A 23899-nucleotide genomic window follows, 5' to 3' on the forward strand; every position below is an offset into this window, starting at 1 on the left:
CTCGTGTTATTGGCCGGCTGGTTTCATCAGCATGTCGAAGTCTTTCGCACCGTAGTTACCCTTGCAGTCGGCGACACTTTGCGCGCCGGGTTTGCAATTCACTTGGGGAAGTTCGTAGCTGCTGCCATCGGCGCAGGCCGCCTGGCCTTCGCTGTTGATCGACAGCGTGCCACCGCTCATGGAGGCGGCCACCGGGGCATTGCAGCGCACACCATCGGAGCGGCTGACCGTGGCCTGGCCCTTGCCATTCTGGAAGTCGTACTTCAGGCGCAGCGACTTGCCGGTGCCGACTTCCTGGATGCCGGCACCGTTGTACTTGCCGTTGAGAAAGTCTGCCGCGCCGTCGCCGGCCTCGGGCGGAATGGTCAGCTGGGGCGCCTGCGCCTGCGCCTGCGCGTCAGGTGGCAGCTCGGGCGGTGCCGGAGGCTGTTGTGCCTGGAGCTCTGCGGGAGGTGCCTCGGCTGCGGGGTGCTCTGTACCGGCTTCTGGAGGAGTGGTTTCGGGGGCACCGGGTGAATTGGACGCCCCAGGTTCCGTCGCTGGCGGTATAGCGCCTTCGGGGGCGCCGCCGAGTGGGTTCTGCGTGCCGGGTGCCGTGCCATCTGCCGGCAGTGCCGCGCCAGTTCCCGTGCCTGTGCCTGCTCCGTGACCGGTCACCGACAAACCGTTGCCGCCAGGCAGGCCAAGGTGTGTTACGCCACCGTCTGCGGGCAGGTTTTGCCCGGGCACGTCGAACGCCGGGGCGTTCAGGCCGCCCAGGCCCAGGCCTGGCCAGCAGCTGCGCAGGCCGAACAGCAGCAGGGCCAGCAGCGGCAACAGCAGCAACAGCCACATCCAGCGACGCCACCAGGGGCGCCTGGCAACCTCGGCGATCACCGGCGCTGGCGCAGGCGCTGGCGGCGCGATAGGGGCTGCTGGTGCAGGGGCGACAGGTTCGGCCGCTTTCGCGGTGCTGGGGTAGAGGCAGTGCAGGGGCTGGCGGCTGCGCTCGGCGCCGGCGTGGATAAAGCCCCAGAAGGTCAGTACCGGCTTGCCGTCGACCAGATAGACAAAGTTCTCGTCAGGGAAGGGCACCACGCAGGTCAGCAACTTGCCGAACACCGTGCGATCGCCCTGGGCGCCGGGCTTGCTGCCGGGCAGCGGCTGGCCATTGGCGTCGAGGCCGAGAAGGTCGTTGCTCAGTTCGTTGATCTTGCGTTGCAGCACCTCCAGTTCCGCGCGTGCAGGGGCGCGTTCTTCTTCGGTGGCACTACTCCAGGGAATCACATCGCCGGGGCGGTCGCTGTACCAGTCGATGGTACTGCCGCGCTCGTCCGACTGCGGAATGGCAAGGTGTTCAACCAATTCGGGATGGTCGGGATTTTTGCGCCGAATGGCTTCGCGCAGCTGCAAGGCGGCCCGGTACACCGGCTGGCCGGTTTCGCCCAGCGCAGTAAACGACTCACTTTTACCGCTGCGTAGCAGTACTCCGCGCATCCTTGCCCTACCTTCTCGCTCTTCCAATAAGCTCGGACGCGTCATAAAGGAGGCGCCAGAAATGTTGAGCAACACTAACGGCATGCGCAGAGGGCGTCAATTCAAATGGATGGCATTTTGCTATTGGTTGGCAAGGTAGCCCTCGAATGGGCTGAATCGGGTAGAAGCGGGCTACCCCGCGATGGCGATCAGACAGTCAAATCGCATCGCGGGGCAGGTCGAGACGTCGCACCGTCGCTGCTACGGTCAGCTGTCTTCTATGCCATCGAGCAACGCATCCACCAGCCCCTTGGCCATTTCTACCGAATGCAGGGTGGACCAGGGAAAGCCCTTGTGGGCCGGGTCGATGTCGTCGAATTCCCGGGGACAATCAGACGGCATTCGACAGGCGAGGTCGGGTATTTCCTAGGGCGTACAAACAGCCAGCCCTTTCACTGTGCTCGAAATAAAATCTGACATTCCTGGCCCAGCCAACAGGTAGACTGATGGCGCACTGCCATGCGCGGCGTATTCATAGAAGAAGCGTTGAGAGGATAGAGAATGAGTCTCTGGGATGACCTGAAAAAGAAAGCCGTCGACGCCAACCCCGAACTGGCTGCCAAGGCGGCCCAGGCACTGACCAAGGCCAAGGAGTTGGCAGTGGAGGCCGGCCAGAAGGCGGCGCCGGTGCTCAAGGAAGCGACCGAGAAGGCCGCCGCCTATGCCAACGAAAAGACCCCGATCCTCAAGGCCCAGGCGCTCAAGGCGATCGACGACGCCAAGGTGCGCCGCGCCGAGCTCAAGGAGCGCGCCAAGCATGACAAGGCTGCCCGCGACGAAATGATCCGTACCATGTACGACATCAGCCTGTCGGCCGAAGACCCCAACTTTATCGACGAGCCGTTCAACCACTACGACCGCCAGCTGTGTTTCTTCGTGGTCAGCGGCCAGGTACTCGACACCCAGAAGCGCAACCAGACGCACCTGAGCGCCAGCCATTCGCACCACTCCGGTGGCGGCTACATGATCAATGGCTATGGATCGGTCGGCGGCAGCTCGTCGTCGATGCACGTCAGCAGTCACCAAGTGCAGGAGCACGAGTTCTGGGTTCGCCTGGACGACGGCAAGGAAGCCTGCTTCCAGTTCAACAACAGCAACGTGCGCATCCGTGAAGGGCAGTACGTCAGCATGCTGTTCGCACGCCCTGCCGACAGCAACAACGGCAGAATGGTCGCGCTCTACAACCACAACGCCGAAGCCAACTACAGCGTGGCCTCGGCGGCCGAGATCAACCAGATGTTCAACCTGTACACGGTCGAGCCCGGGCTGTTCAACAAGACCGAGGTGACCACCACTCGCAAGCGGCTGTTGATGGAACTGGAGCGACGCCTGGGGCAGTTGGCAACCTACTCGGCGCTGCACGGCAAGGCGCCGGTGCAAGGGCAGTTGATCGAGGGCCAGCCCCAGGGCTGAAGAGGCGGGGCTGCGTAGGCAAAAAAAAAGGGCCCAGGTTTTCACCTGAGCCCTTTCATTTATATGGCGCACTCGGCGGGATTCGAACCCACGACCCCTGCCTTCGGAGGGCAGTACTCTATCCAGCTGAGCTACGAGTGCAACGCGGGCGCCATGATACCCATCTAGACTAGCGGCGTCCATCGTCAGAATCTGTGTGGTCGATTTCGCACACTCAGCTGTCTATAGATGTCGTTGATCCGAAAAAAGTCGCCGCACAGCGCTTTTTGTTCTTTTTTTCGAACACCCTATTGTCCTTTCTGTTCGTTGATCCTAGGATTCGTTTGAGATTTCAAACGCTCTCCTTTTTCTACAATCAATAATTCGCCCGTGCCTGCACGGTGCCGTTAAGGAAGCCGACATGCAGCTTAAAGACGCCCAGTTGTTCCGCCAGCAAGCCTTCATCGATGGCGTGTGGTTGGACGCGGACAACGGTCAGACCATCAAGGTCAATAACCCGGCCACCGGCGAGATCATCGGCACTGTGCCGAAGATGGGCGCGGCCGAAACCCGCCGTGCCATCGAGGCCGCCGACAAGGCGCTGCCGGCCTGGCGCGCACTGACCGCCAAAGAGCGTGCTGGCAAGCTGCGTCGTTGGTTCGAATTGATGATCGAGCACCAGGACGACCTGGCCCGCCTGATGACCACCGAGCAAGGCAAGCCACTGGCCGAAGCCAAGGGCGAAATCGCCTATGCCGCCTCGTTCATCGAGTGGTTCGCCGAAGAAGCCAAGCGCGTGTATGGCGACACCATTCCAGGCCACCAGCCAGACAAGCGCCTGATCGTTATCAAGCAGCCCATTGGTGTCACCGCCGCGATCACCCCGTGGAACTTCCCGGCCGCGATGATCACCCGTAAAGCCGGCCCGGCCCTGGCCGCTGGCTGCACCATGGTCCTCAAGCCTGCTTCGCAGACCCCGTACTCCGCCCTGGCCCTGGTCGAACTGGCCCAGCGTGCCGGCATCCCGGCTGGCGTGCTGAGCGTGGTCACCGGCAGCGCCGGCGACATCGGCAGCGAGCTGACCGGCAACCCGATCGTGCGCAAGCTGTCGTTCACCGGCTCCACCGAGATCGGTCGCCAGCTGATGGCCGAATGCGCCAAGGACATCAAGAAGGTTTCCCTGGAACTGGGTGGCAACGCCCCGTTCATCGTGTTCGACGACGCTGACCTGGACAAGGCCGTTGAAGGCGCGATCATCTCCAAGTACCGCAACAACGGCCAGACCTGCGTCTGCGCCAACCGTATCTACGTGCAGGATGCTGTCTACGACGCCTTCGCCGAGAAGCTCAAGGCCGCTGTGGCCAAGCTGAAAATCGGTAACGGCCTGGAAGACGGCACCACCACTGGCCCGCTGATCGACGAGAAAGCGGTCGCCAAGGTCCAGGAGCACATTGCCGATGCAGTCGGCAAAGGCGCCCAGGTACTGACCGGCGGCAAGCTGATCGAAGGCAACTTCTTCGAGCCGACCGTACTGGTCAACGTGCCGAAGAACGCCGCAGTAGCCAAGGAAGAAACTTTCGGCCCACTGGCACCGCTGTTCCGTTTCAAGGACGAGGCAGAAGTCATTGCCATGTCCAACGATACCGAGTTCGGTCTGGCCTCGTACTTCTATGCCCGCGACATGAGCCGTGTGTTCCGTGTTGCCGAAGCGCTGGAGTACGGCATGGTCGGTATCAACACCGGTCTGATCTCCAACGAAGTCGCGCCGTTCGGCGGTATCAAGGCCTCGGGCCTTGGCCGCGAAGGTTCCAAGTACGGCATCGAGGACTACCTGGAAATCAAATACCTGTGCATCAGCGTCTGATCGCAGCGTAAGGCTTTACCTCTGCCAGCGGGGCGCGAGAGCGACGTCCCGCTGGCCTTTTTACACCGTACACCCGGTGGCCAGGGCCCCTGCAGCAGTCGATCAACGCATGCTGCGTGCAGTTGAATACCGGCCACTCCGACTTGAATCGCGCCACCTTGCGTGTGGCGAATTGAGGACATTATGAGCAAGACCAACGAATCTTTGATGCAACGTCGTGTCGCCGCTGTTCCACGCGGTGTTGGCCAGATCCACCCGATCTTCGCCGAGTCGGCAAAAAACGCCACCGTCACTGACGTCGAAGGCCGTGAGTTCATCGACTTCGCCGGCGGTATCGCGGTACTGAACACCGGTCACGTGCACCCGAAGATCATCGCTGCCGTTGAAGCCCAACTGCACAAGCTGACCCACACCTGCTTCCAGGTACTGGCCTACGAGCCTTACGTCGAGCTGTGCGAAAAGATCAACGCCAAGGTTCCTGGCGACTTCGCCAAGAAGACCCTGCTGGTCACCACCGGTTCCGAAGCCGTCGAGAACGCCATCAAGATCGCCCGTGCCGCCACTGGCCGTGCCGGCGTGATCGCCTTCACCGGCGCCTACCACGGTCGTACCATGATGACCCTGGGCCTGACCGGTAAAGTCGTTCCTTATTCGGCCGGCATGGGCCTGATGCCAGGCGGCATCTTCCGCGCCATCTACCCGAACGAGCTGCACGGTGTGAGCGTCGACGATTCGATCGCCTCCATCGAGCGCATTTTCAAGAACGACGCCGAAGCCCGTGACATCGCTGCAATCATCCTCGAGCCAGTTCAGGGCGAAGGTGGTTTCTACGTTGCACCTAAAGAGTTCATGAAGCGTCTGCGTGCCCTGTGCGACCAGCACGGCATCCTGCTGATCGCTGACGAAGTACAGACTGGCGCTGGCCGTACCGGTACCTTCTTCGCCATGGAACAGATGGGCGTTGCTCCCGACCTGACCACCTTCGCCAAATCCATCGCTGGCGGCTTCCCGCTGGCCGGTGTGTGCGGCAAGGCCGAGTACATGGACGCCATCGCTCCAGGCGGCCTGGGCGGCACCTACGCCGGTAGCCCGATCGCTTGCGCCGCGGCCCTGGCCGTGATGGAAGTGTTCGAAGAAGAAAAACTGCTGGACCGCAGCAAGGCTGTTGGCGAGCGTCTGGTCGCTGGCCTGCGCAAGATCCAGGACAAGCACCCGATCATCGGTGACGTGCGTGCCCTGGGTTCGATGATCGCTGTCGAAGTCTTCGACAAAGCCGGTTCCCACACCCCGAACGCCGCTGCAGTGGCCTCGGTTGTGGCCAAGGCGCGCGACAAGGGCCTGATCCTGCTGTCGTGCGGCACCTACGGCAACGTCCTGCGGATCCTGGTTCCGCTGACCTCGCCTGATGAGCAACTGGACCAAGGTCTGGCAATCATCGAAGAGTGCTTCGCAGAACTCGCGTAAACTGTGACGCACTAGAAGAAAACCCGCTTCGGCGGGTTTTTTTTCGCCCAAAGGAATGCCAGGGGGCTAAGGTTCCCCGTAAGGAGACACCTAGGAAGGTGCACTGGATGACGTGTAGAGAATTATCGGAGAGTCGAGTATGAGCGTTGCCAACCCAGCCAAGGCACCTTGCGTGCTGATTGCCGAAGGCGACCCCTGGGTGCGGGACATGCTGAGCCAGATGCTCCTGAGCGTGCGCTGCGATGCACGCTTGCAGGTTTGCGCCGATGGCTCGCAGGCGCTGGCGGCGTTGTCGTGCCAGCCCGACCTGATCATCGCCGCCCGCGAGTTGCCCGGTGGCGACGGCCTGGATCTGCTGCGCAACGTGCGGGCCAAGGGCCGTCAACCGGCCTTGCCGTTCATTCTGATGAGCAACCGCAGCGACAGCGCCAGCGTGCGCGAAGCCTTGCCGTTCGCGCCCACGGCGTACCTGAGCAAGCCCTTGAACATGGATTCCTTGCGTCACCGCCTGGAAGACCTGCTGGTCAAGGTGGGTGAAGAAATCGCCTGCCCGGTGGTGCCGCTGCAACCGGGCATGACCCTGCCGCGGTTTCTCGAGGGGCGCCGCGCCACGGCCGATGGCGGCCCGTTGCTGGCCGATGTGCAGCAGGCGATCAAGCGCAGCCTCAACCCCCAGGGGCTCAATCTAAAGACGCTGGAAGAAGAGATCCGCAACGATCCGCAGATCACTGCCGTGTTGATCGCCGCGGCCAACAGTGCCACGCTGCACCGTGACGGCACCGTGCAGACGCTGCTGCAGGCGCTGAACAAGCTGGGGACGACCCAGAGCATGAACCTGATCCTGGGCCTTGTCTTGAAGCGCAGCGCCAGGCTCAGCGACCCGCTGCTGTCGCGCCATGCCGAGCACTTCTGGGAACTGTCGCTGCATGCTGCCGAGTTCGCCCGGACCCTGGCGCGGATGCTCGAGCTGGACCAGGAGCGCTGCTATTGCGCAGGGTTGCTGCATTGCCTGGGCGACCTGGCGCTGCTGCGCTGCTTGCAGGAGTGGCGCCTGGCCGGTGGCGAGCTGGATGACGAAGCCATCGAGCGGTCGCTGACGGAATTTGCAGCGGCCTTCGGTTCGGCCTTGCGTACCCGCTGGCGCTTGCCGCTGGAGCTGCGTGAACTGATTGCCGCGATCTACCAGTTGGGCGGCGGGGTGTATTCGCGCGAGGCACTGGTGATGAACCTGGCCGGGCAGCTGGCGCGGTTGCCGGCAGGTCAGGGGCTGGAGGCGTTGGCCGAGAGCAAGACGGCGCGGTTGCTCAAGGTAGGGATGGCTGAGCTGGGTCGCCTGCGCAAAGACTGAAGGGCGGCCCAAACGCTGGCAAGCCAGCTTCCACAAGGATTGCGTGAACCTTGTGGAAGCTGGCTTGCCAGCGATACTTTTCAGTCAGTCACAATCTGGTTCTTGCCCTGGCGCTTGGCCTGGTACATCGCAGCGTCCGCCCGGGCGAACACGCTGTCGAGGCTTTCATCGGCGTCGGTGATGCCGGCCAATCCCTGGCTCACGGTCACGCCGAACGTCTTGTTTTCATGGCTGAAGCTCAGCCGCTGGATCTCCCGCTGCAACCGCTCGGCTATCTGTTGGGCGATCTGCGGGGTACAGCCTGGGAACACCGCCGCAAACTCCTCGCCACCGATGCGCCCGAACAGGTCGCCCCGGCGCAGCACCGCCTTGCCGGTGTCGGCGATGCGCTGCAGAACATAGTCGCCCTCCTGGTGGCCGTAGGTGTCGTTGATCTGCTTGAAGTCATCGATATCCAGCAGCAGGAAGGTCAGGGGCGTTTCGTCCAGCCGGGCGGTTTCGAAGGCGTGGTGGGCGCAATCGAAGAAGTGCCGGCGGTTGCTGCTCTGGGTCAGCACATCGGTGGTGGCCAGGCGTTGCAGTTCACCTTCGAGTTGCTTTTTCTCGGTGATGTCTTCGGCCATGCCGACCACGATCACTCGCTGGTCGTTGTCGGCCTGCTGGTTGATAAAGCATTTGTCGCTGAGCCAGCGGATTTTCCCGTCGGCGGCGATGATGCGGTACTCGCGGTCTTCCACGGCGCCCTTTACCAGCACCTCGGCCAGGCTGCGCTCGGCGTAGTCGAGGTCGTCGGGGTAGATGCTGTCGCGCCATTCGTTGAAGTCGGCCAGCAACAGGCCGGCGGGACGCCCGAAAATGCGTTCGTAGGCCGGGCTCACGTAGAGCACCTGGCGCGACTCCCAGTCGAAGGCCCAGAGCACGGCGTTGACGCTGTCGAGCAGCGAACTGAACAACTGCTCGCGTTCACTCAAGCGGGCGACTTCACCTTGGGCGTGCATGAGCGCCAGCAGGGTCTGGGCGGCTTCGGGGGGCGGATTGCAAGGTTGGGACGACGGTTTTTTCTTGACCATGAGCGCGCAACTTTTCTCACACTGAGGTGGGCGGCCACGACCTGGCCCGCCACGCGGGCGATATGCCAGTCAGAGTGAGAATAGTTGGTGAAGTTCCAGGCGGTGTGCTCCGGGCCGAAGCACACCGATCAACGGCATCAGCCCAGGGCAGGGCGCAGGGAGTAGGTTTTCAGCTGGGCGGCAAAGTCGCGCAGGGACTGGATGCCACTGGCCTCGGCCTCGTGTACCCAGTCTTTGATGGCGGCCAGCATGTCGTGGCCGTTGGCGCTGGTGCGGCCCCAGATCTGCTGCAGGGCCAGGCGTTTTTCGTAGATGGTCTTCAGCGCCTGGCTGTGCTCTAGCATGGTCTGGATGCGCAGGTGATGGCGATCTTCAAGCAGGCTGGTTTCCCGCGACAGCAGGCGCTTGGCACGACGGAACTGGTGGCGAACCGAATCGTCGACCCGCGCCAGCTCCTGCTTGACCAGCGGTGCGATCACCAGCTTGCGGTACTGGGCCATGATCTGGAAGCGGTTGTTGAGGATCGCCATGGCGGTGTCCATGTCGAGCTGGCCCTTGCCTTCGACCCGGTGGGCGATGGGGGCGACCCGCTGTACCTTGGCCAGGCGCAGCCAGCAGAACAACTTGATCCAGGCCCAGCCCATGTCGAACTCCCAGCGCTTGACCGACAGCTTGGCCGAGTTGGGGTAGGTGTGGTGGTTGTTGTGCAGCTCTTCGCCGCCGACGATGATGCCCCAGGGGATGAGGTTGGTGGCTGCGTCGCGGCATTCGAAATTGCGGTAGCCCACGGCATGGCCCAGGCCGTTGATCACGCCGGCGGCCCAGAAGGGAATCCACATCATCTGGATGGCCCAGATGGTGATGCCGATGGTGCCGAACAGCAGCAGGTCGATCACCGCCATCAGGGCGATGCCGCCGAGTTTGTAGCGCGAATAGAGATTGCGCTCGATCCAGTCTTCAGGGCAGTTCTTGCCGTAGATACGCAGGGTTTCCGGGTTGCGCGCTTCTTCGCGGTACAGCTCGGCGCCCTTGCGCAGGACGGTGGACAGGCCCTTGATCACCGGGCTATGCGGGTCGTCGACGGTTTCGCACTTGGCGTGGTGCTTGCGGTGGATGGCCGTCCACTCGCGGGTGTTCTGCGCCGTGGTCAACCACAGCCAGAATCGGAAAAAGTGCTTGAGCCCGGCGTTGAGTTCCAACGAGCGGTGGGCGGAATAACGGTGCAGGTAAACGGTGACACTGACGATGGTCACATGGGTCATGACCAGGGTGACTGCCAGCAGTTGCCACGCCGACAAGTTCAGCAAACCTTGGTACCACATAGGCGTAGGGGCCCTCTAGAACATAAGGAACAGCAGGGAAGCATTATCCCTGCGCGGGCAAATAAAACCAGTCGGCCTTTTAGATAGGAGGTCACGGGATGTTTCTACCTTATAATCCCCCAACTTTTTCAGTGGGCTTGTTCAGGACCTTATGTCTGCTTCCATTCGAGACGCCTTGCGCATGGCGGCGCTTTACCTGGTGCTGTCCGTGCTCTGGCTGGCGCTGTCTGATCAAATATTGAGCAGTCTTTTCGATAATCCGCAGCAACTGGCCCGCTGGCAGTTGCTCAGTGCCCACCTCTGGGTGTTGTGCAGCGCGTTGTTGATCTTCTCTTCCCGTGCCCGGCTGTTGAACTTCATTGGCGTGGGGGCGCGCCTGCGTCGCGAGGACCGCGAGCGCCTGCGCATGGCGGCAGCGGTGTTCGACAGCACGCTGGAAGGTGTCCTGGTGACGGACTGCGACGGAGTGATCGTGCATGTGAACCGCGCGTTCATGCAGATCACCGGCTACGAGAAAGACGAGGTGCTCGGCCAGCGTCCGAGCAAGTTCAAGTCCGGGCGTCACGGCCCCGCGTTCTACCAGCAGATCTTCGCCACCCTGGCGGAGAAGGGCGAGTGGAGTGGCGAAATCTGGAACCGGCGCAAAAGCGGCGAGGTGTACCCACAGTGGCAGACCATCTGCTCGATCCGCGACGACAGTGGCGAATTGAGCCACTACGTCGCGGTGTTCAGTGATATCAGCGCGATCAAGCACAGCGAGCGCGAGCTGGCCTACCTGGCTCATCATGACCCGCTCACCGACCTGCCCAACCGCCTGCTGTTCAACGACCGCGCCGAACAGGCGCTGGCATCGGCCCAGGCCAACAAGCGAGGTTGCGCCTTGCTGTTGCTGGATCTGGACCACTTCCAGAGCATCAACGATGGCCTTGGCCACAATGTTGGCGACCAATTGCTCAAGGTGGTGGGCGAACGGCTCAAGAGCCTGCTGGGCAACGGCGTGACCCTGGCGCGCCTGGGCGGTGACGAGTTTGCCGTGCTGGCCGAGAACTGCCCGCAAGTGGGGCAGGCGGCGGCGTTGGCGCAACGCATTATCGACGGCATGAAGGAGCCATTCGAACTCGATGCCCAGCGATTGTTCATCAGCGTCAGCATCGGTATCAGCCTGTTCCCCGGCGACGCCCTGAGCGCCGAGCAACTGCTGCGCAATGCCGACTCGGCGTTGTTCAAGGCCAAGTCGTGCGGGCGCGCCGGGTATGCGTTGTACACCGAGGAACTGACCGCCCACGCCCAGCAGCGGGTCGAGACCGCCGGTGAACTGCGCCGGGCGCTGGAGCAGGAAGAACTGCGGGTCTACTACCAGCCGGTGCATGACCTGCGCAGCGGCAGGATGATCGGCGTCGAGGCGCTGGTACGCTGGCAGCATCCGCAGCGTGGCCTGGTGCCGCCTGGTGAGTTCATTCCGATTGCCGAGCGCACCGGTTTGATCGCCGACATCGACACCTGGGTGCTGCACCAGGCCTGCGCGCAGATGGTGGCGTGGCAGGCTGCCGGCCAGCAGCTGGAGTTTGTGGCGGTGAATCTTTCCAGCCGCCTGTTTGGACAGCGCGATCTGTACCAGCAGGTGGCCAAGGTGCTGCATGACACTCGACTCGATCCGGGCCTGCTGGAGCTTGAGGTGACGGAGAGCGCGGTGATGGAGGACCACGAAGTCGCACTGGAGCAACTGCATCGCCTGCGCGAGCTGGGCTTGCGCCTGGCCATAGACGACTTCGGCACGGGGTATTCCTCGTTGCTGCGCCTCAAGCGCTTGCCAGTACAGAAGCTCAAGATCGACCAGGGCTTTGTCGCCGGGTTGCCGAGCGACGAGGACGATGCCGCGATCGTGCGGGTGATCATCGCCCTGGGCCGGAGCATGGGCATGGAGGTGCATGCCGAAGGTATCGAACAGGCCGAGCAGGCGCGCTTCCTGCTGGATCACGAGTGCCAGATGGGGCAGGGCTATTGGTTTGGCCGGCCGGTGCCAGCGCAGCAATTGCGTTGGCTCTGAAGCCCCTTGCGTACTTGTAGGCGCGGGCTTGTCCCGCGTTTATTTTTGGTTATATAAAAATTCTTAAATAGTATTTTTAAGAATATTCACGCCCCCCTAAGATTGCCCTCAAGCCAGGCGCAGTCGCTTTCTCACTCACGCTTCTGCACGGCACCTCTTAGTTCACAGGAGCACGAGCATGAGCGCATCTCTGCGTAGCGTTGACGGTCAGGACGAAGCCACCATTCTGCGCGAAATCCAGAGCGCCCTGCGCGACCTGCGGTTTGGTGCGGTGGAGATCACCGTGCACAACGCCCAGGTCGTCCAGATCGAACGCAAGGAAAAGTTCCGACTGCAAAACCCCGGCAACAAGCCCAGCTGATACAGCGGCGGGACCTGTGGGAGCGGGCTTGCCCCGCGATAAACGCGCCACCCAATTAAAAAAATACGCCAATCGGGAGCTTCACCATGTCCATCCGCCGTTATGCCCTGGCTGCCCTTGCCAGTGCCGTGTTTACCGGTTCCGCCATCGCCAAGGATTACGAGCTGTTGAACGTGTCCTACGACCCGACCCGCGAGCTGTACCAGCAGTACAACGCCGAGTTCATCAAGCACTGGCAGCAGGCTCATCCGGACGACAAGGTGAAGATCCAGCAGTCCCACGGTGGATCGGGCAAGCAGGCCCGGGCGGTGATCGACGGCCTGCGCGCCGACGTGGTGACCCTGGCCCTGGCCGGCGACATCGACGAAGTGGCCAAGCTCGGCAAGACCTTGCCGGAGAACTGGCAGAACCGCCTGCCGCAAGCCAGCACGCCCTACACCTCGACCATCGTGTTCCTGGTCCGCAAGGGCAACCCCAAAGGCATCAAGGACTGGGGCGACCTGATCAAGAAAGATGTCTCGGTCATTACCCCGAACCCGAAAACCTCCGGCGGTGCGCGCTGGAACTTCCTCGCCGCCTGGGCCTACGGCCTGAAGGCCGGTGGCAGCGAAGCCAAGGCCCAGGAATACGTGCAACAACTGTTCAAGCACGTACCGGTACTGGACACCGGCGCCCGCGGCTCGACCATCACCTTCGTCAACAACGGGCAGGGTGACGTGCTGCTGGCCTGGGAAAACGAAGCCTTCCTGGCCCTCAAGGAAGACGGTGGCAGCGACAAGTTCGAGATCGTCGTGCCGTCGCTGTCGATTCTTGCCGAGCCACCGGTGGCCGTGGTCGACAAGAATGCCGAGAAGAAAGGCAATACCGAGATCGCCAAGGCCTACCTCGAGCACCTGTACAGTCCGGCCGGCCAGAAAATCGCCGCCGACAACTTCTACCGCCCGCGTGACACCAAGGTTGCTGCCGAATACGCCAAGCAGTTCCCGAATCTGGACCTGGTGACTATCGACAAAGACTTCGGTGGCTGGAAAACTGCCCAACCCAAGTTTTTCAACGATGGTGGTGTGTTCGACCAGATCTACACGGCGCAGTGATTACATGCCCGTCAGGATAATCGCCGTTCAGTAGCCAGCATGGGCCCGGGATTTTGTCCCGGGCTTCGTGCGTTCAACCAGGGACCTTTATGTCACGTCGTATCTCCCCCGTCATACCCGGCTTCGGGCTGACGCTGGGCTACACCTTGGTGTACCTCAGTCTGATTGTGCTCATACCGCTGGCGGCCATGTTCGTGCATGCCGCCCAACTCACCTGGGAGCAGTTCTGGGCCATCGTCAGTGCGCCGCGTGTTCTCGCCGCGCTCAAGCTGAGCTTTGGTACCGCGCTGTTCGCCGCCATCATCAACGGCATCATCGGCACCCTGCTGGCCTGGGTGCTGGTGCGCTACACCTTCCCGGGCCGCAAGATCATCGAGGCGATGATCGACCTGCCGTTCGCCTTGCCCACCGCCGTTGCCGGTATCGCCCTGACCGCGTTGTATGCGCCGGCAGGCCTGGTCGGCCAGTTCGCCACGGACCTGGGCTTCAAGATCGCCTACACCCCGTTGGGCATCACCCTGGCACTGACCTTCGTGACCTTGCCGTTCGTGGTGCGTACGGTGCAGCCGGTACTGGCCGACATCCCGCGCGAAGTCGAAGAAGCCGCCGCCTGCCTGGGCGCCAAGCCGCTGCAAGTGTTCCGCTACGTGCTGCTGCCGGCCCTGCTGCCTGCCTGGCTGACCGGCTTTGCCCTGGCCTTCGCCCGCGGTGTCGGTGAGTACGGCTCGGTGATCTTCATCGCCGGCAACATGCCGATGAAAACCGAGATCCTGCCGTTGCTGATCATGGTCAAGCTCGACCAATACGACTACACCGGCGCCACCGCTATCGGCGTGCTGATGCTGGTGGTTTCCTTCATCCTGTTGCTGCTGATCAACTTGCTGCAGCGGCGCATCGAAACCCCTTGAAGGAGGCCACGTCCATGTCTGCATCTACAATTGGCGCGGCCGCTTCGGCCAATGCCGCCCGCCGCGGCAGCGCTACATCGCGGCGAATCCTGATCGGTCTTGCCTGGCTGATCTTCGGCCTGTTCCTGCTGCTTCCGCTGGTGATCGTGGTGTCCCAGGGCCTGAAGATGGGCCTGGGTACGTTCTTCGAGGCAATCTTCGAGCCCGACGCGCTGTCGGCCCTCAAGCTGACCCTGATCGCGGTGGCCATCTCGGTGCCGCTGAACTTGGTGTTCGGGGTCAGCGCGGCCTGGTGTGTGAGCAAGTACAACTTCCGCGGCAAGAGCATCCTGGTCACCTTGATCGACCTGCCGTTCTCGGTGTCGCCGGTGATCGCCGGTCTTGTCTATGTGTTGATGTTCGGCGCCCAGGGCCTGTTCGGGCCATGGCTGCAGGATCACGACATCCAGATCGTCTTCGCCTTGCCGGGCATCGTGCTGGCGACCATCTTCGTCACCGTGCCTTTCGTGGCGCGTGAGCTGATCCCGCTGATGCAGGAGCAGGGCACCCAGGAAGAAGAAGCCGCGCGCCTGCTCGGGGCCAACGGCTGGCAGATGTTCTGGCACGTGACCCTGCCCAACATCAAATGGGGCCTGATCTACGGCGTGGTGCTGTGTACCGCGCGGGCGATGGGTGAGTTCGGTGCGGTGTCGGTGGTTTCCGGGCACATTCGCGGGGTGACCAACACCTTGCCGCTGCACGTCGAGATCCTCTACAACGAATACAACCATGTCGCGGCTTTCAGCGTGGCCAGCCTGTTGCTGATCCTGGCGCTCTTCATCCTGCTGCTCAAGCAGTGGAGCGAGTCCCGCATTAACCGTCTGCGCCACAGCGCAGCGGAGGAATAATTCATGTCGATCGAAGTTCGTAACGTCAGCAAGCGCTTCAACGCTTTCCAGGCCCTGGACAGCATCAACCTGGATATCCACAGCGGCGAGCTGGTGGCCCTGCTTGGACCGTCCGGCTGTGGCAAAACCACCTTGCTGCGGATCATCGCGGGGCTGGAAACTCCCGACCAGGGCAGCATCGTGTTCCACGGTGAGGATGTGTCCGGTCACGACGTGCGTGATCGCAACGTCGGTTTCGTGTTCCAGCACTACGCGCTATTCCGCCACATGAGCGTGTTCGACAACGTCGCCTTCGGTTTGCGCATGAAGCCCAAGGGCGAGCGCCCGACCGAAAGCAGGATTGCCGAGAAGGTCCATGAACTGCTGAACATGGTCCAGCTCGACTGGCTCAGCGACCGCTACCCCGAGCAGCTGTCCGGCGGCCAGCGCCAGCGTATCGCCCTGGCCCGTGCCCTGGCCGTGGAGCCCAAGGTGCTGCTGCTCGACGAACCCTTCGGCGCCCTGGATGCCAAGGTGCGTAAAGAGCTGCGCCGCTGGCTGGCGCGCCTGCACGAAGACATCAACCTGACCTCGGTGTTCGTGACTCACGACCAGGAAGAGGCCATGGAAGTCGCCGACCGCATCGTAGTGATGAACAAGGGGGTGATCGAGCAGATCGGTTCGCCCGGCGAGGTGTACGAGAACCCGGCCAGTGATTTCGTCTATCACTTTTTGGGAGACTCCAACCGACTGCACCTGAGCGAAGGTCATCACGTGCTGTTCCGCCCGCATGAAGTATCGCTGTCGCGGCATGAAATCGAAGGTCACCATGCGGCTGAAGTGCGTGATATCCGGCCGCTGGGCGCCACTACCCGGGTGACCTTGAAGGTAGAAGGACAGAGCGACCTGATCGAGGCCGAAGTGGTCAAGGATCACGACAGCCTGACCGGGCTGGCCCGTGGCGAGACATTGTTCTTCAAGCCCAAGGTCTGGCAGAAAGTCGCCAACCTCTGACGCATTCGCGGGGCAATGTGGGAGCCGGCTTGCCGGCGATGAGGCCAGTGCAGCCTGCAGATCAGGGGTTGCCTGGTTTACGGCCGCGGTGCGGCCGATCGCGGGCAAGTCCCGCTCCCGCGAGTTCCGCGCTCATTATTTCCCCCCGCTAAAAATCCCGCCTTCCGGCAGGCCCGCCCGTGCCTGCGCCTAAATCCCGCTAATGCATTTTCCTCATGAAAAGTATCGGCCAAAGGCATTTGCCGTGCCTTGGGTGGACTCCTTATAAAGGCAATCTCTTATTCAATATGAATATTTCAATTAATAAATAAATAACTAACAGGAATATGCCTTCCTGATCAGGAGCCGTCCATGAGCCCGTCCCTTCGCGCCGCACCACTTTCATCGAGGCGACTCCAGCGCCTGCCCCTGGCCTTGCTGCTGGCGGGCAGCGCGCACTGGTTGCCGGCCCAGGCGGCAACGCCCGAGAAGACCGAGGCCAGGGCCAGCGACAGCCAGCTCAAGACCGTTACCGTGACCGCCCGCCGCCGCGAAGAGAGCGCCCAGAGCGTACCGACGCCCATCAGCGTGCTCGACGGCCAGGCCCTGGAAAGCCAGCGGGTGTACCGCATCCAGGACCTGCAGCAGTTGGTGCCCAGCGTCAACGTGGCCTACATGCATGCACGCCAGTCCAGCGTGTCGATCCGCGGCCTGGGCAACAACCCGGCCAGCGACGGCCTGGAAGGCAGCGTCGGTCTGTATCTGGACAACGTCTACCTGGGGCGGCCGGGGATGGCGGTATTCGATCTGATGGACATCGAGCAGCTGGAAGTGCTGCGCGGTCCACAGGGCACCCTGTTCGGCAAGAACACCACGGCGGGCGTCATCAACATCAGCACCCGCGCACCGAGCTTCACGCCGGAGCGCAGCATCGAGACCTCGGTGGGCGAGGATGGCTATTTCCAGACCAAGGGCACGTTGTCGGGCCCGTTGAGCGAAACCCTGGCCGGACGTATCTCGGCCTACCGCACCCGTAACGACGGCGACATCAAGAACGAGTACGACGGCCACACCCTCAATGGCGGTGCGCGCCAGGGTTTTCGTGGTCAATTGCTGTACAAGCCCAGCGAGCAGTTCAACCTGCGCTGGATCGGCGACTACAACGAAGAGGACTCCAGCGCCGGTACCCGCCTGCTGTTCAGCACCGGCCCGACCATCAATGGCGTCAACCGCTACGAAGCCCGGGCCCAGGCGGCGGGGGCCACGCTGATCGATGGCAGCAAGCGCAAGGTCAATCTCGACACCGACCAACAGGTCACGGTGTTCCAGGGTGGCACCTCGCTGGAAGCTAACTGGACCCTGGACAACGACTTCACCCTGACCTCGGTCAGCGCCTACCGCTGGTGGAATTTCACCCCGCGCAACGACGAGGGCTTGAACGTGCCGGCGGCCTACAACTCCGGCGTCTCGGTGCGCGATAAACAGTATTCGCAGGAGTTTCGCCTGGCATCGCCGACCGGCGGGTTCTTCGACTACGTGTTGGGCGCCTACTACTTCGGCTCCGACCTGGATAACAAATCCTTCGTTTACTACGGTCCCCAGGCGGATATCTGGAATGGCACCCCGGTGGGCGCCCTGGCCAATGTCACCACCCTGGGCAAAGGGCATATCAACACCGACAGCTTCGCCTTGTTCGCCCAGGGCACCTGGCATCTCACCGAGCGACTGGATTTCACCGCGGGCATTCGCGGTACCTACGAAGAGAAAAGCGCCTGGGTCGATCGCGCCGCGCCGGTGGGCGGCGCGGCCGTCAGCGGGGCAGCTGCGGCCGCTCGGCAGGGGCGTGTAGGCGCCTATGACTCGGGCGACCTGAACCAGTACAGCTTCAGCCCCTCGGGCTTGTTGAACTTGAGCTACCGCTTTACCGACGACCTGCTCGGCTACGCCACCCTGTCCCACGGCGAGAAATCTGGTGGGGTGAACCTGGCCGTGGCCACCGCGCCGGTTGCCGGCGCCGACTCGCTGCTGGTGGGCACCGAGCGCGCCAACAACGCAGAGCTTGGCCTCAAGAGCACGCTGTGGGACCGCCGCCTGCAACTGAACGCCAACCTGTTCTGGACCGAGGTCCACGGCTACCAGACCAACGCCTATGACGAAGCCAACCGCGTCCAGTACCTGACCAACGCAGGCTCCGTGCGCTCGCGCGGGGTGGAGGTGGAAAGCACCCTGGTACCGCTGCGCGGCCTGACGTTGAACCTCAACGGCTCCTACAACGATGTGCGGTACCTCTCCTACAAAGATGCTCCGTGCGCTCCGGAAGTCGCCTTGCAGCCAGGGGCGCCGGCAGCTTGCGACCTCACCGGGCACCAGGTGGTCGGTGCCTCGAAGTGGATCGGCAACGCCAACGGCCAGTACCAATGGGACCTGGATAACGGTCTGCAGCCCTACGTGACGGCCAGTTATGCGTTCCGCTCCAAGGCGGTGGGTACGGTGGAGGATTCCGACTTCGCGCAGATCCCTAGCTATGCCGTGGTCAACCTCTCGACGGGTTTGCGCGGCGACCTCGGGCAGGGCCAGTGGGATGTCTCGCTGTGGCTGAAGAACGCCTTCGACAAGACCTACTACACCACCCTCTGGAGCGCCGCCAACGGCGGCTATGAAGGGCTGATTGGCACGCCAAGAACCTTGGGCCTGACCGGTCGCTACGACTTTTAAGGACGGTTTTCCATGCCTGCGCTGAATACTTTCAATGCCGTGCAGGCATGGCGAATCGGGCGCCTGGCGCCAGGCCTTGAACGGCGCGGCGTTGAGGGCAAGGGTCGACTTTTATATTCCTTAATCTTCTATTCATAACTTCAAAGATTACTTTAAGAAATAAGTAGTGCGCAGTGATGATCCATCCCAGCGACGGCAAATGAGCTGCCTTCGATGAAACGAAAGAGATCCCAGGAGTTGATCAATGGGTAATGTCCAGACCGCCGCCACCGCGCTCGATGTGCTTTGGCGCCAGACGCCGAGCGGCGAACTGGTCGACTTCGGCCGACCACACCGCCTTGCGCTGGCGTACCAGCGCCTGCAGCGCACCCCCAAAAGCGCGCTGGGCCGCCGGGAAAAAGTCCTGTTGGGCATTTTCGCCCTGGCCCTGCATGGCGCGGTGGCTTACTGGGTCAGCCAGGCGCCGGCGCCGGTGCTGCCCGTGGTGCCGCCGGAAATTCCACCGATGACCATCGAGTTTTCCCAACCGGCGCCGCCGGTAGTGCAACCCCCACCACCCGCGCCACCGCCGGCGGTGGTGGAGCCGCCGCCACCAGTGGTTGATGAGCTGGCGGCCAAACCCGCGCCCAAGCCGGTGCCCAAGCCTAAACCCAAGCCCGTGCCCAAGCCCGTGCCCAAGGCCGTCGAGCAACCACCGGCACCGCCCAAGCCGGTCGCGCCACCGGCGCCGCCTGCACCGGCACCGGTGACACCGGCCTCGGCCAACGCCGGGTACCTGAAGAACCCGGCGCCGGAGTACCCGGCACTGGCCCACCGTCGCGGCTGGGAAGGCACGGTGCTGCTGCGGGTGCATGTATTGGCCAGTGGCAAGCCGGGTGAGATCCAGTTGCAGAAAAGCAGTGGTCGCCAGGCGCTCGACGATGCCGCGCTGGCGGCGGTCAAGCGCTGGAGCTTTGTGCCGGCCAAGCAGGGCGAGGTCGCCCAGGACGGCTGGGTCAGCGTCCCGATCGAATTCAAGATTCACTAATTCGCGCTAACAGAGAGAGTACTGACATGACGTTATTGGCATCCCCCCTCGAATCCATCGAAAGCGCGGTGATCTGGCTGCTGGTGGGCTTCTCTGTCATCACCTGGGGCCTGGCCCTGGTCAAGGGCGTGCAGTTCGTACGCTTGAAGAACCAGGACAAGCGCTTCCACAAGCAGTTCTGGGCGGCATCCAGCCTGGACGCCGCAGCAGAACTGAGTGATTCCCAGCCCGGAGCGGCTGCCCGTGTAGCCCAGGCCGGCTACGCCGCCATTGCCGTCGGTGAGCCTGGCCAGGCCAGCGACCTGAGCCAGGCCATCAATCACCAGGACCGCCTGGAGCGCGCTCTGCGCCAGCAGATCGTGCGTGAGCGCCGCTCGTTGGAAACCGGGCTTGCCGTGGTTGCCAGTATCGGCAGCACCTCGCCCTTCATCGGCCTGTTCGGTACGGTCTGGGGCATCATGGAAGCCCTCAAGGGCATCAGCGCAGCGGGTTCAGCCAGCCTTGAAACCGTGGCCGGTCCGATTGGTGCGGCGCTGGTGGCCACCGGTGTGGGGATCGCCGTCGCGGTACCCGCGGTGCTGGTTTACAACTATTTCCTGCGCCGCCTGAAGCTTACCGCTGCCGACCTCGATGACTTTGCCCACGACTTCTACAGCCTGGCGCAGAAGAGTGCCTTCCGCGTGCTGGTCCACCCTGCGGCCTACAAGGCAGCCGGGACCAGCGCGCAAAGAGTGAAGGAGGCTTCCTGACATGGCCTTCTCGACCCAGGACAGCGACGAAGTACTCAGCGAGATCAACGTAACGCCACTGGTGGACGTGATGCTGGTGCTGCTGGTGGTGTTCATCGTCACCGCGCCCCTACTGACCAACGCCATTCCCATCAACCTGCCCAAGACCGAGGCCGTGGCGCCGGTGGAGCAGAAGGACCCGCTGGTGGTGAGCATCGACGGCGGCGGCAAGTTGTTCATCAACAAGGACGAGATCCAGCCCGAACTGCTGGAAACCAGCCTGCAGACCGCCAAGGCCAAGGACCCGGAGCTGCGTGTGCAACTGCAGGCCGACGACGGCGTGAACTATGGCGAGGTGGCACGGGCCATGGCCGCCATCGAGCGCGCGGGCATTACCAAGCTGGCGGTGATCACCGCCCGCTGAACAGGCAAGGCTTCAGGGACCATTTCCGTGGCAGGGGATGGTCCCTTTTTTTCGTGGGCGCGGGCCTGCCCCGCGATAGCGATATACCTGACAGAACGCTATCGTGGGGCAAGCCCGCGCCTACAGCTTGCATTTTGGTTATTAATAAATAGCTTCTTATTCCTTTACGAATATAACTGCCTCCCTATACTTGGCCTCATGCACGCAAACCAGCAGGAGGCGTTCCCATGCGCAATGAGTCGATCCGTTACCTGATTGTGCCGGGCTGGCAAGGTTCGCCAGAGGATCATTGGCAGAGTCACTGGCAGCAGGTATTGCCCAACAGCGCACGGGTCGAGCAGGCCGACTGGCTGACGCCAAAGCGTGAGGATTGGGTCGCGACGCTGGAGCAGGCCGTGGCCGCCGACGATTCGCCGGTGATCCTGATTGCCCACAGTCTTGGTTGCATCACCGTCGCCCATTGGGCAGCGCAAGCCAGTGTGAGTTTGCTGCGTCGCGTTCGTGGCGCATTGCTGGTGGCCCCGGCCGATGTCGAGCGTCCGACCTGCGCCCAGGCGCTGCGCAACTTCGCGCCGATTCCACAGCAGTTGCTGCCGTTCCCAAGCCAGGTGGTCAGCTCCGACAACGACCCGGCCGTGAGTGCCCCGCGTGCCATGCAACTGGCCAGGGCGTGGGGCGCCGAGGCGGGCTTTCTGGCCGGCGCCGGGCACATCAACGTCAAGTCCGGCCACCGTCGCTGGGAACAAGGCTTCGCCTACCTGTACCGTCTGCAGAACCGCCTGGAACAACACGCCCTTCGCCGCGCCTGATTGCGGGCGCTGACCTTCGCCAGATCCGACGCCCGGCCTCAGGTGCCGAGGGCGGGAGTTTGCCATGAGTATCCATGACACCTTGGGCCAGCCCTTGCTGACCTTCCCTGAACAGGACAAAAGCCCGCTGAGCATCCGCGCCAAGGCGCTGGTGTTCGTCGACCCGCGTTCGCGGCAACTGCGCGCAGAACTGGAACTGCTGGCGCCGCTTGCATTGCCGGTGCTGATTCGCGGCGAGACCGGCACCGGCAAGGAACTGCTGGCCCGGCAGATCCACCGCGCCAGCGATCGTGGCGGCCTGTTCGTTTCAGTCAACTGCGCTGCCATCAGCCCCACCTACGCCGACGCCGAACTGTTCGGCTACAGCGCCGGCGCCCACCCTGGAGCGGCCAGCAGCCGGGCCGGCTGGTTCGGCTCGGCCAACGGCGGCACCCTGTACCTGGACGAGATTGCCGACTTGCCCCTGGCGATCCAGGTCAAGCTGCTCGCGGCCCTGGAAAACCATGAAGTCACTCGCGTTGGCGCGCAGCAACCCCACCCGGTGGATGTCCGCCTGGTGGCGGCATCGAGCATTGACCTGGGCGAGGCGGTAAATGCCGGCAAATTCCACGACCGTCTCTACCACTACCTGCGCGAGGGCCGGTTGGAGCTGCCGGCATTGCGTGAGCGGGTGGGCGACATTCTGCCGCTGGCCGAGTATTTCGTCGGCATCTACAGCCCGCGGCTGAACCTGCCGGTGCCATTGATCAGTGAAGCGGCGCAGCGGGTTCTGGAGCTGCACAGCTGGCCGGGCAATACTCGCGAGCTGGAAAACGTCATTCATTTCGCCTTGCTGGTCAGCAGTGGCGCAGAGATTCTGCCCCAGCACCTGAATCTGCCCACACCGCTGCAAGGGCTGGCCAGGCAGCTCGAACAATTGTGTGAGCGGGTCGAGGCGGGAGAGCACAGTGCATTGCAGGGATTGCTGGAACAGGCATTGTTGCGGCTGTCGTTAAAAAAGGCATAAGCAGCTAAGTAAAAGATATTGTTACGGCATAAAGAATCTCGGTATTGTCCGCTTCACGCCAGCTAGCAAAGTGCTGGCAACCAAATTTGCCGTCGACCGATGGCCACGTATTCGAATAAGGACTGCGCATGAAAAAGGCTCTGTTGTTCACTGCTCTGGCGGCCGCTCTGTCGGTTGCAGGTTTTGCCCAGGCGGGCGAGAAACTGGTAGTTGCCGCTACCCCTGTACCGCATGCCGAGATTCTCGAGCTGATCAAACCGACCCTGGCCAAAGAAGGTGTGGACCTGGAGATCAAGGTGTTCACCGATTATGTGCAGCCTAACGTGCAGGTCGACCAGAAGCGCCTGGACGCCAACTACTTCCAGACCCTGCCATACCTGAAAAACTTCAACGAAGGCAAAGGCACTCACCTGGAAACCGTGATCGGCGTTCACGTCGAACCTTTCGGCGGCTACTCCAAGAAGGTCAAGAGCCTGAGCGAGCTCAAGGACGGCGCCACCGTCGCCATTCCTAACGAAGGCAGCAACAGCGGTCGTGCCCTGCTGCTGTTGCAGAAGGCGGGCCTGATCACCCTCAAGGATCCGAAGAACGCCCTGGCGACCCCGAAAGACATCGCCGAGAACCCGAAGAAACTGAAATTCCGCGAGCTTGAGTCGGCCATGCTGCCGCGCGTGCTGGATCAGGTGGACCTGGACATGATCAACACCAACTACGCCCTGGAAGCCGGCTTGAATCCGGCCAAGGACGCCCTGGTGATCGAAGGTGCCGATTCGCCGTACGTGAACTTCCTGGTGGCCCGTCCGGACAACAAGGACAGCGAGGCGATCCAGAAGCTGGCCAAGGCCCTGACCAGCCCTGAAGTGAAGAGCTTCATCGAGAAGAAGTACAGCGGTGCGGTACTGCCGGCGTTCTAAGTCGCCGCAGTCCGGATCGCCCGAAAAACGCC

At 62.6% G+C, this 23899-nt stretch carries 21 protein-coding genes and 1 tRNA gene; 17 read left to right on the top strand and 5 right to left on the bottom strand.

Annotated features, from left to right (window positions below; translation table 11 throughout):
• Positions 1 to 6 precede the first annotated feature (6 nt).
• Complete coding sequence (locus tag NPS58_RS20520) at positions 7 to 1476, bottom strand: SrfA family protein (RefSeq protein WP_274117115.1); 1470 nt, start codon at positions 1474 to 1476, stop codon at positions 7 to 9.
• 246 nt (positions 1477 to 1722) lie between these two features.
• Positions 1723 to 1857, bottom strand: coding sequence for a hypothetical protein (locus NPS58_RS20525; protein ID WP_274117116.1), 135 nt, complete (start codon positions 1855 to 1857; stop codon positions 1723 to 1725).
• A 159-nt stretch (positions 1858 to 2016) separates the two neighbouring features.
• Here NPS58_RS20525 and NPS58_RS20530 point away from each other — a divergent pair, with 159 nt between their 5' ends.
• The gene (locus NPS58_RS20530; protein ID WP_274117117.1) at positions 2017 to 2928 is read left to right on the top strand and encodes a hypothetical protein; all 912 of its coding nucleotides are present in this window, start codon (positions 2017 to 2019) and stop codon (positions 2926 to 2928) included.
• A 64-nt stretch (positions 2929 to 2992) separates the two neighbouring features.
• Here the strand turns inward: NPS58_RS20530 and NPS58_RS20535 are convergent.
• Positions 2993 to 3069: transfer RNA gene (locus NPS58_RS20535), tRNA-Arg, on the bottom strand.
• Positions 3070 to 3328: 259 nt separating this feature from the next.
• Between NPS58_RS20535 and gabD the strand changes: the two genes are divergently transcribed.
• The 3 genes from gabD to NPS58_RS20550 all read left to right on the top strand — a co-directional run bounded on the left by gabD (position 3329) and on the right by NPS58_RS20550 (position 7583).
• Positions 3329 to 4771: an NADP-dependent succinate-semialdehyde dehydrogenase gene (gabD, locus tag NPS58_RS20540; RefSeq protein ID WP_274117118.1), complete on the top strand. Its 1443-nt coding sequence runs from the start codon at positions 3329 to 3331 to the stop codon at positions 4769 to 4771.
• Positions 4772 to 4954: 183 nt separating this feature from the next.
• Positions 4955 to 6235 (top strand): 4-aminobutyrate--2-oxoglutarate transaminase, encoded by a 1281-nt coding sequence (gabT, locus tag NPS58_RS20545; RefSeq protein ID WP_028943828.1) that lies wholly within the window; start codon positions 4955 to 4957, stop codon positions 6233 to 6235.
• A gap of 139 nt (positions 6236 to 6374) precedes the next feature.
• Positions 6375 to 7583, top strand: coding sequence for a response regulator (locus NPS58_RS20550; protein WP_274117119.1), 1209 nt, complete (start codon positions 6375 to 6377; stop codon positions 7581 to 7583).
• 80 nt (positions 7584 to 7663) lie between these two features.
• Here the strand turns inward: NPS58_RS20550 and NPS58_RS20555 are convergent, their stop codons facing one another.
• Positions 7664 to 8653 carry a GGDEF domain-containing protein gene (locus NPS58_RS20555; protein ID WP_274117120.1) on the bottom strand — a complete coding sequence of 330 codons (990 nt, stop codon included), beginning with the start codon at positions 8651 to 8653 and terminating at the stop codon, positions 7664 to 7666.
• A 137-nt stretch (positions 8654 to 8790) separates the two neighbouring features.
• A complete protein-coding gene (gene desA, locus NPS58_RS20560; protein WP_274117121.1) occupies positions 8791 to 9975 on the bottom strand; it encodes a delta-9 fatty acid desaturase DesA in 1185 nt (394 codons plus the stop codon).
• A 151-nt stretch (positions 9976 to 10126) separates the two neighbouring features.
• On the opposite strand from desA, the gene dibA reads away from it, so the two are divergent.
• The 13 genes from dibA to NPS58_RS20625 all read left to right on the top strand — a co-directional run bounded on the left by dibA (position 10127) and on the right by NPS58_RS20625 (position 23867).
• The gene (gene dibA / locus NPS58_RS20565) at positions 10127 to 12022 is read left to right on the top strand and encodes a phosphodiesterase DibA (RefSeq protein ID WP_274117122.1); all 1896 of its coding nucleotides are present in this window, start codon (positions 10127 to 10129) and stop codon (positions 12020 to 12022) included.
• 178 nt (positions 12023 to 12200) lie between these two features.
• On the top strand, positions 12201 to 12383 hold the full coding sequence (gene oscA, locus NPS58_RS20570; protein ID WP_007941032.1) for a sulfur starvation response protein OscA: 183 nt from the start codon (positions 12201 to 12203) through the stop codon (positions 12381 to 12383).
• 86 nt (positions 12384 to 12469) lie between these two features.
• Positions 12470 to 13477, top strand: coding sequence for a sulfate ABC transporter substrate-binding protein (locus tag NPS58_RS20575; RefSeq protein WP_274117123.1), 1008 nt, complete (start codon positions 12470 to 12472; stop codon positions 13475 to 13477).
• Positions 13478 to 13566: 89 nt separating this feature from the next.
• The gene (gene cysT, locus NPS58_RS20580; RefSeq protein WP_274117124.1) at positions 13567 to 14385 is read left to right on the top strand and encodes a sulfate ABC transporter permease subunit CysT; all 819 of its coding nucleotides are present in this window, start codon (positions 13567 to 13569) and stop codon (positions 14383 to 14385) included.
• A 14-nt stretch (positions 14386 to 14399) separates the two neighbouring features.
• Positions 14400 to 15272, top strand: a complete 873-nt coding sequence (cysW, locus tag NPS58_RS20585) for a sulfate ABC transporter permease subunit CysW (protein ID WP_274117125.1) — start codon at positions 14400 to 14402, stop codon at positions 15270 to 15272.
• A gap of 3 nt (positions 15273 to 15275) precedes the next feature.
• The gene (locus NPS58_RS20590; RefSeq protein WP_274117126.1) at positions 15276 to 16265 is read left to right on the top strand and encodes a sulfate/molybdate ABC transporter ATP-binding protein; all 990 of its coding nucleotides are present in this window, start codon (positions 15276 to 15278) and stop codon (positions 16263 to 16265) included.
• Positions 16266 to 16616: 351 nt separating this feature from the next.
• Positions 16617 to 18959 carry a TonB-dependent receptor gene (locus NPS58_RS20595; RefSeq protein ID WP_274117127.1) on the top strand — a complete coding sequence of 781 codons (2343 nt, stop codon included), beginning with the start codon at positions 16617 to 16619 and terminating at the stop codon, positions 18957 to 18959.
• 244 nt (positions 18960 to 19203) lie between these two features.
• Positions 19204 to 19986, top strand: coding sequence for an energy transducer TonB (locus NPS58_RS20600; RefSeq protein WP_274117128.1), 783 nt, complete (start codon positions 19204 to 19206; stop codon positions 19984 to 19986).
• A gap of 26 nt (positions 19987 to 20012) precedes the next feature.
• Positions 20013 to 20735, top strand: a complete 723-nt coding sequence (locus tag NPS58_RS20605) for a MotA/TolQ/ExbB proton channel family protein (RefSeq protein ID WP_274117129.1) — start codon at positions 20013 to 20015, stop codon at positions 20733 to 20735.
• A 1-nt stretch (position 20736) separates the two neighbouring features.
• Positions 20737 to 21138 (top strand): ExbD/TolR family protein, encoded by a 402-nt coding sequence (locus NPS58_RS20610; RefSeq protein ID WP_274117130.1) that lies wholly within the window; start codon positions 20737 to 20739, stop codon positions 21136 to 21138.
• A 227-nt stretch (positions 21139 to 21365) separates the two neighbouring features.
• Positions 21366 to 21947, top strand: a complete 582-nt coding sequence (locus NPS58_RS20615) for an alpha/beta hydrolase (protein ID WP_274117131.1) — start codon at positions 21366 to 21368, stop codon at positions 21945 to 21947.
• Between the two features lie 64 nt (positions 21948 to 22011).
• Positions 22012 to 22953, top strand: a complete 942-nt coding sequence (locus tag NPS58_RS20620; RefSeq protein WP_274117132.1) for a sigma 54-interacting transcriptional regulator — start codon at positions 22012 to 22014, stop codon at positions 22951 to 22953.
• Positions 22954 to 23081: 128 nt separating this feature from the next.
• Complete coding sequence (locus tag NPS58_RS20625) at positions 23082 to 23867, top strand: MetQ/NlpA family ABC transporter substrate-binding protein (RefSeq protein WP_274117133.1); 786 nt, start codon at positions 23082 to 23084, stop codon at positions 23865 to 23867.
• Positions 23868 to 23899 lie beyond the last annotated feature (32 nt).

The sequence above is a fragment of the Pseudomonas putida genome, from assembly GCF_028682455.1.
Classification (GTDB): domain Bacteria; phylum Pseudomonadota; class Gammaproteobacteria; order Pseudomonadales; family Pseudomonadaceae; genus Aquipseudomonas; species Aquipseudomonas putida_AA.

Excerpts from the sequence above, each read along its gene's own strand:
- NPS58_RS20520 (WP_274117115.1), bottom strand. The coding sequence starts at position 1,476 with ATGCGCGGAGTACTGCTACGCAGCGGTAAAAGTGAGTCGTTTACTGCG.
- NPS58_RS20525 (WP_274117116.1), bottom strand. The coding sequence starts at position 1,857 with ATGCCGTCTGATTGTCCCCGGGAATTCGACGACATCGACCCGGCCCAC.
- NPS58_RS20530 (WP_274117117.1), top strand. The coding sequence starts at position 2,017 with ATGAGTCTCTGGGATGACCTGAAAAAGAAAGCCGTCGACGCCAACCCC.
- gabD (WP_274117118.1), top strand. The coding sequence starts at position 3,329 with ATGCAGCTTAAAGACGCCCAGTTGTTCCGCCAGCAAGCCTTCATCGAT.
- gabT (WP_028943828.1), top strand. The coding sequence starts at position 4,955 with ATGAGCAAGACCAACGAATCTTTGATGCAACGTCGTGTCGCCGCTGTT.
- NPS58_RS20550 (WP_274117119.1), top strand. The coding sequence starts at position 6,375 with ATGAGCGTTGCCAACCCAGCCAAGGCACCTTGCGTGCTGATTGCCGAA.
- NPS58_RS20555 (WP_274117120.1), bottom strand. The coding sequence starts at position 8,653 with ATGGTCAAGAAAAAACCGTCGTCCCAACCTTGCAATCCGCCCCCCGAA.
- desA (WP_274117121.1), bottom strand. The coding sequence starts at position 9,975 with ATGTGGTACCAAGGTTTGCTGAACTTGTCGGCGTGGCAACTGCTGGCA.
- dibA (WP_274117122.1), top strand. The coding sequence starts at position 10,127 with ATGTCTGCTTCCATTCGAGACGCCTTGCGCATGGCGGCGCTTTACCTG.
- oscA (WP_007941032.1), top strand. The coding sequence starts at position 12,201 with ATGAGCGCATCTCTGCGTAGCGTTGACGGTCAGGACGAAGCCACCATT.
- NPS58_RS20575 (WP_274117123.1), top strand. The coding sequence starts at position 12,470 with ATGTCCATCCGCCGTTATGCCCTGGCTGCCCTTGCCAGTGCCGTGTTT.
- cysT (WP_274117124.1), top strand. The coding sequence starts at position 13,567 with ATGTCACGTCGTATCTCCCCCGTCATACCCGGCTTCGGGCTGACGCTG.
- cysW (WP_274117125.1), top strand. The coding sequence starts at position 14,400 with ATGTCTGCATCTACAATTGGCGCGGCCGCTTCGGCCAATGCCGCCCGC.
- NPS58_RS20590 (WP_274117126.1), top strand. The coding sequence starts at position 15,276 with ATGTCGATCGAAGTTCGTAACGTCAGCAAGCGCTTCAACGCTTTCCAG.
- NPS58_RS20595 (WP_274117127.1), top strand. The coding sequence starts at position 16,617 with ATGAGCCCGTCCCTTCGCGCCGCACCACTTTCATCGAGGCGACTCCAG.
- NPS58_RS20600 (WP_274117128.1), top strand. The coding sequence starts at position 19,204 with ATGGGTAATGTCCAGACCGCCGCCACCGCGCTCGATGTGCTTTGGCGC.
- NPS58_RS20605 (WP_274117129.1), top strand. The coding sequence starts at position 20,013 with ATGACGTTATTGGCATCCCCCCTCGAATCCATCGAAAGCGCGGTGATC.
- NPS58_RS20610 (WP_274117130.1), top strand. The coding sequence starts at position 20,737 with ATGGCCTTCTCGACCCAGGACAGCGACGAAGTACTCAGCGAGATCAAC.
- NPS58_RS20615 (WP_274117131.1), top strand. The coding sequence starts at position 21,366 with ATGCGCAATGAGTCGATCCGTTACCTGATTGTGCCGGGCTGGCAAGGT.
- NPS58_RS20620 (WP_274117132.1), top strand. The coding sequence starts at position 22,012 with ATGAGTATCCATGACACCTTGGGCCAGCCCTTGCTGACCTTCCCTGAA.
- NPS58_RS20625 (WP_274117133.1), top strand. The coding sequence starts at position 23,082 with ATGAAAAAGGCTCTGTTGTTCACTGCTCTGGCGGCCGCTCTGTCGGTT.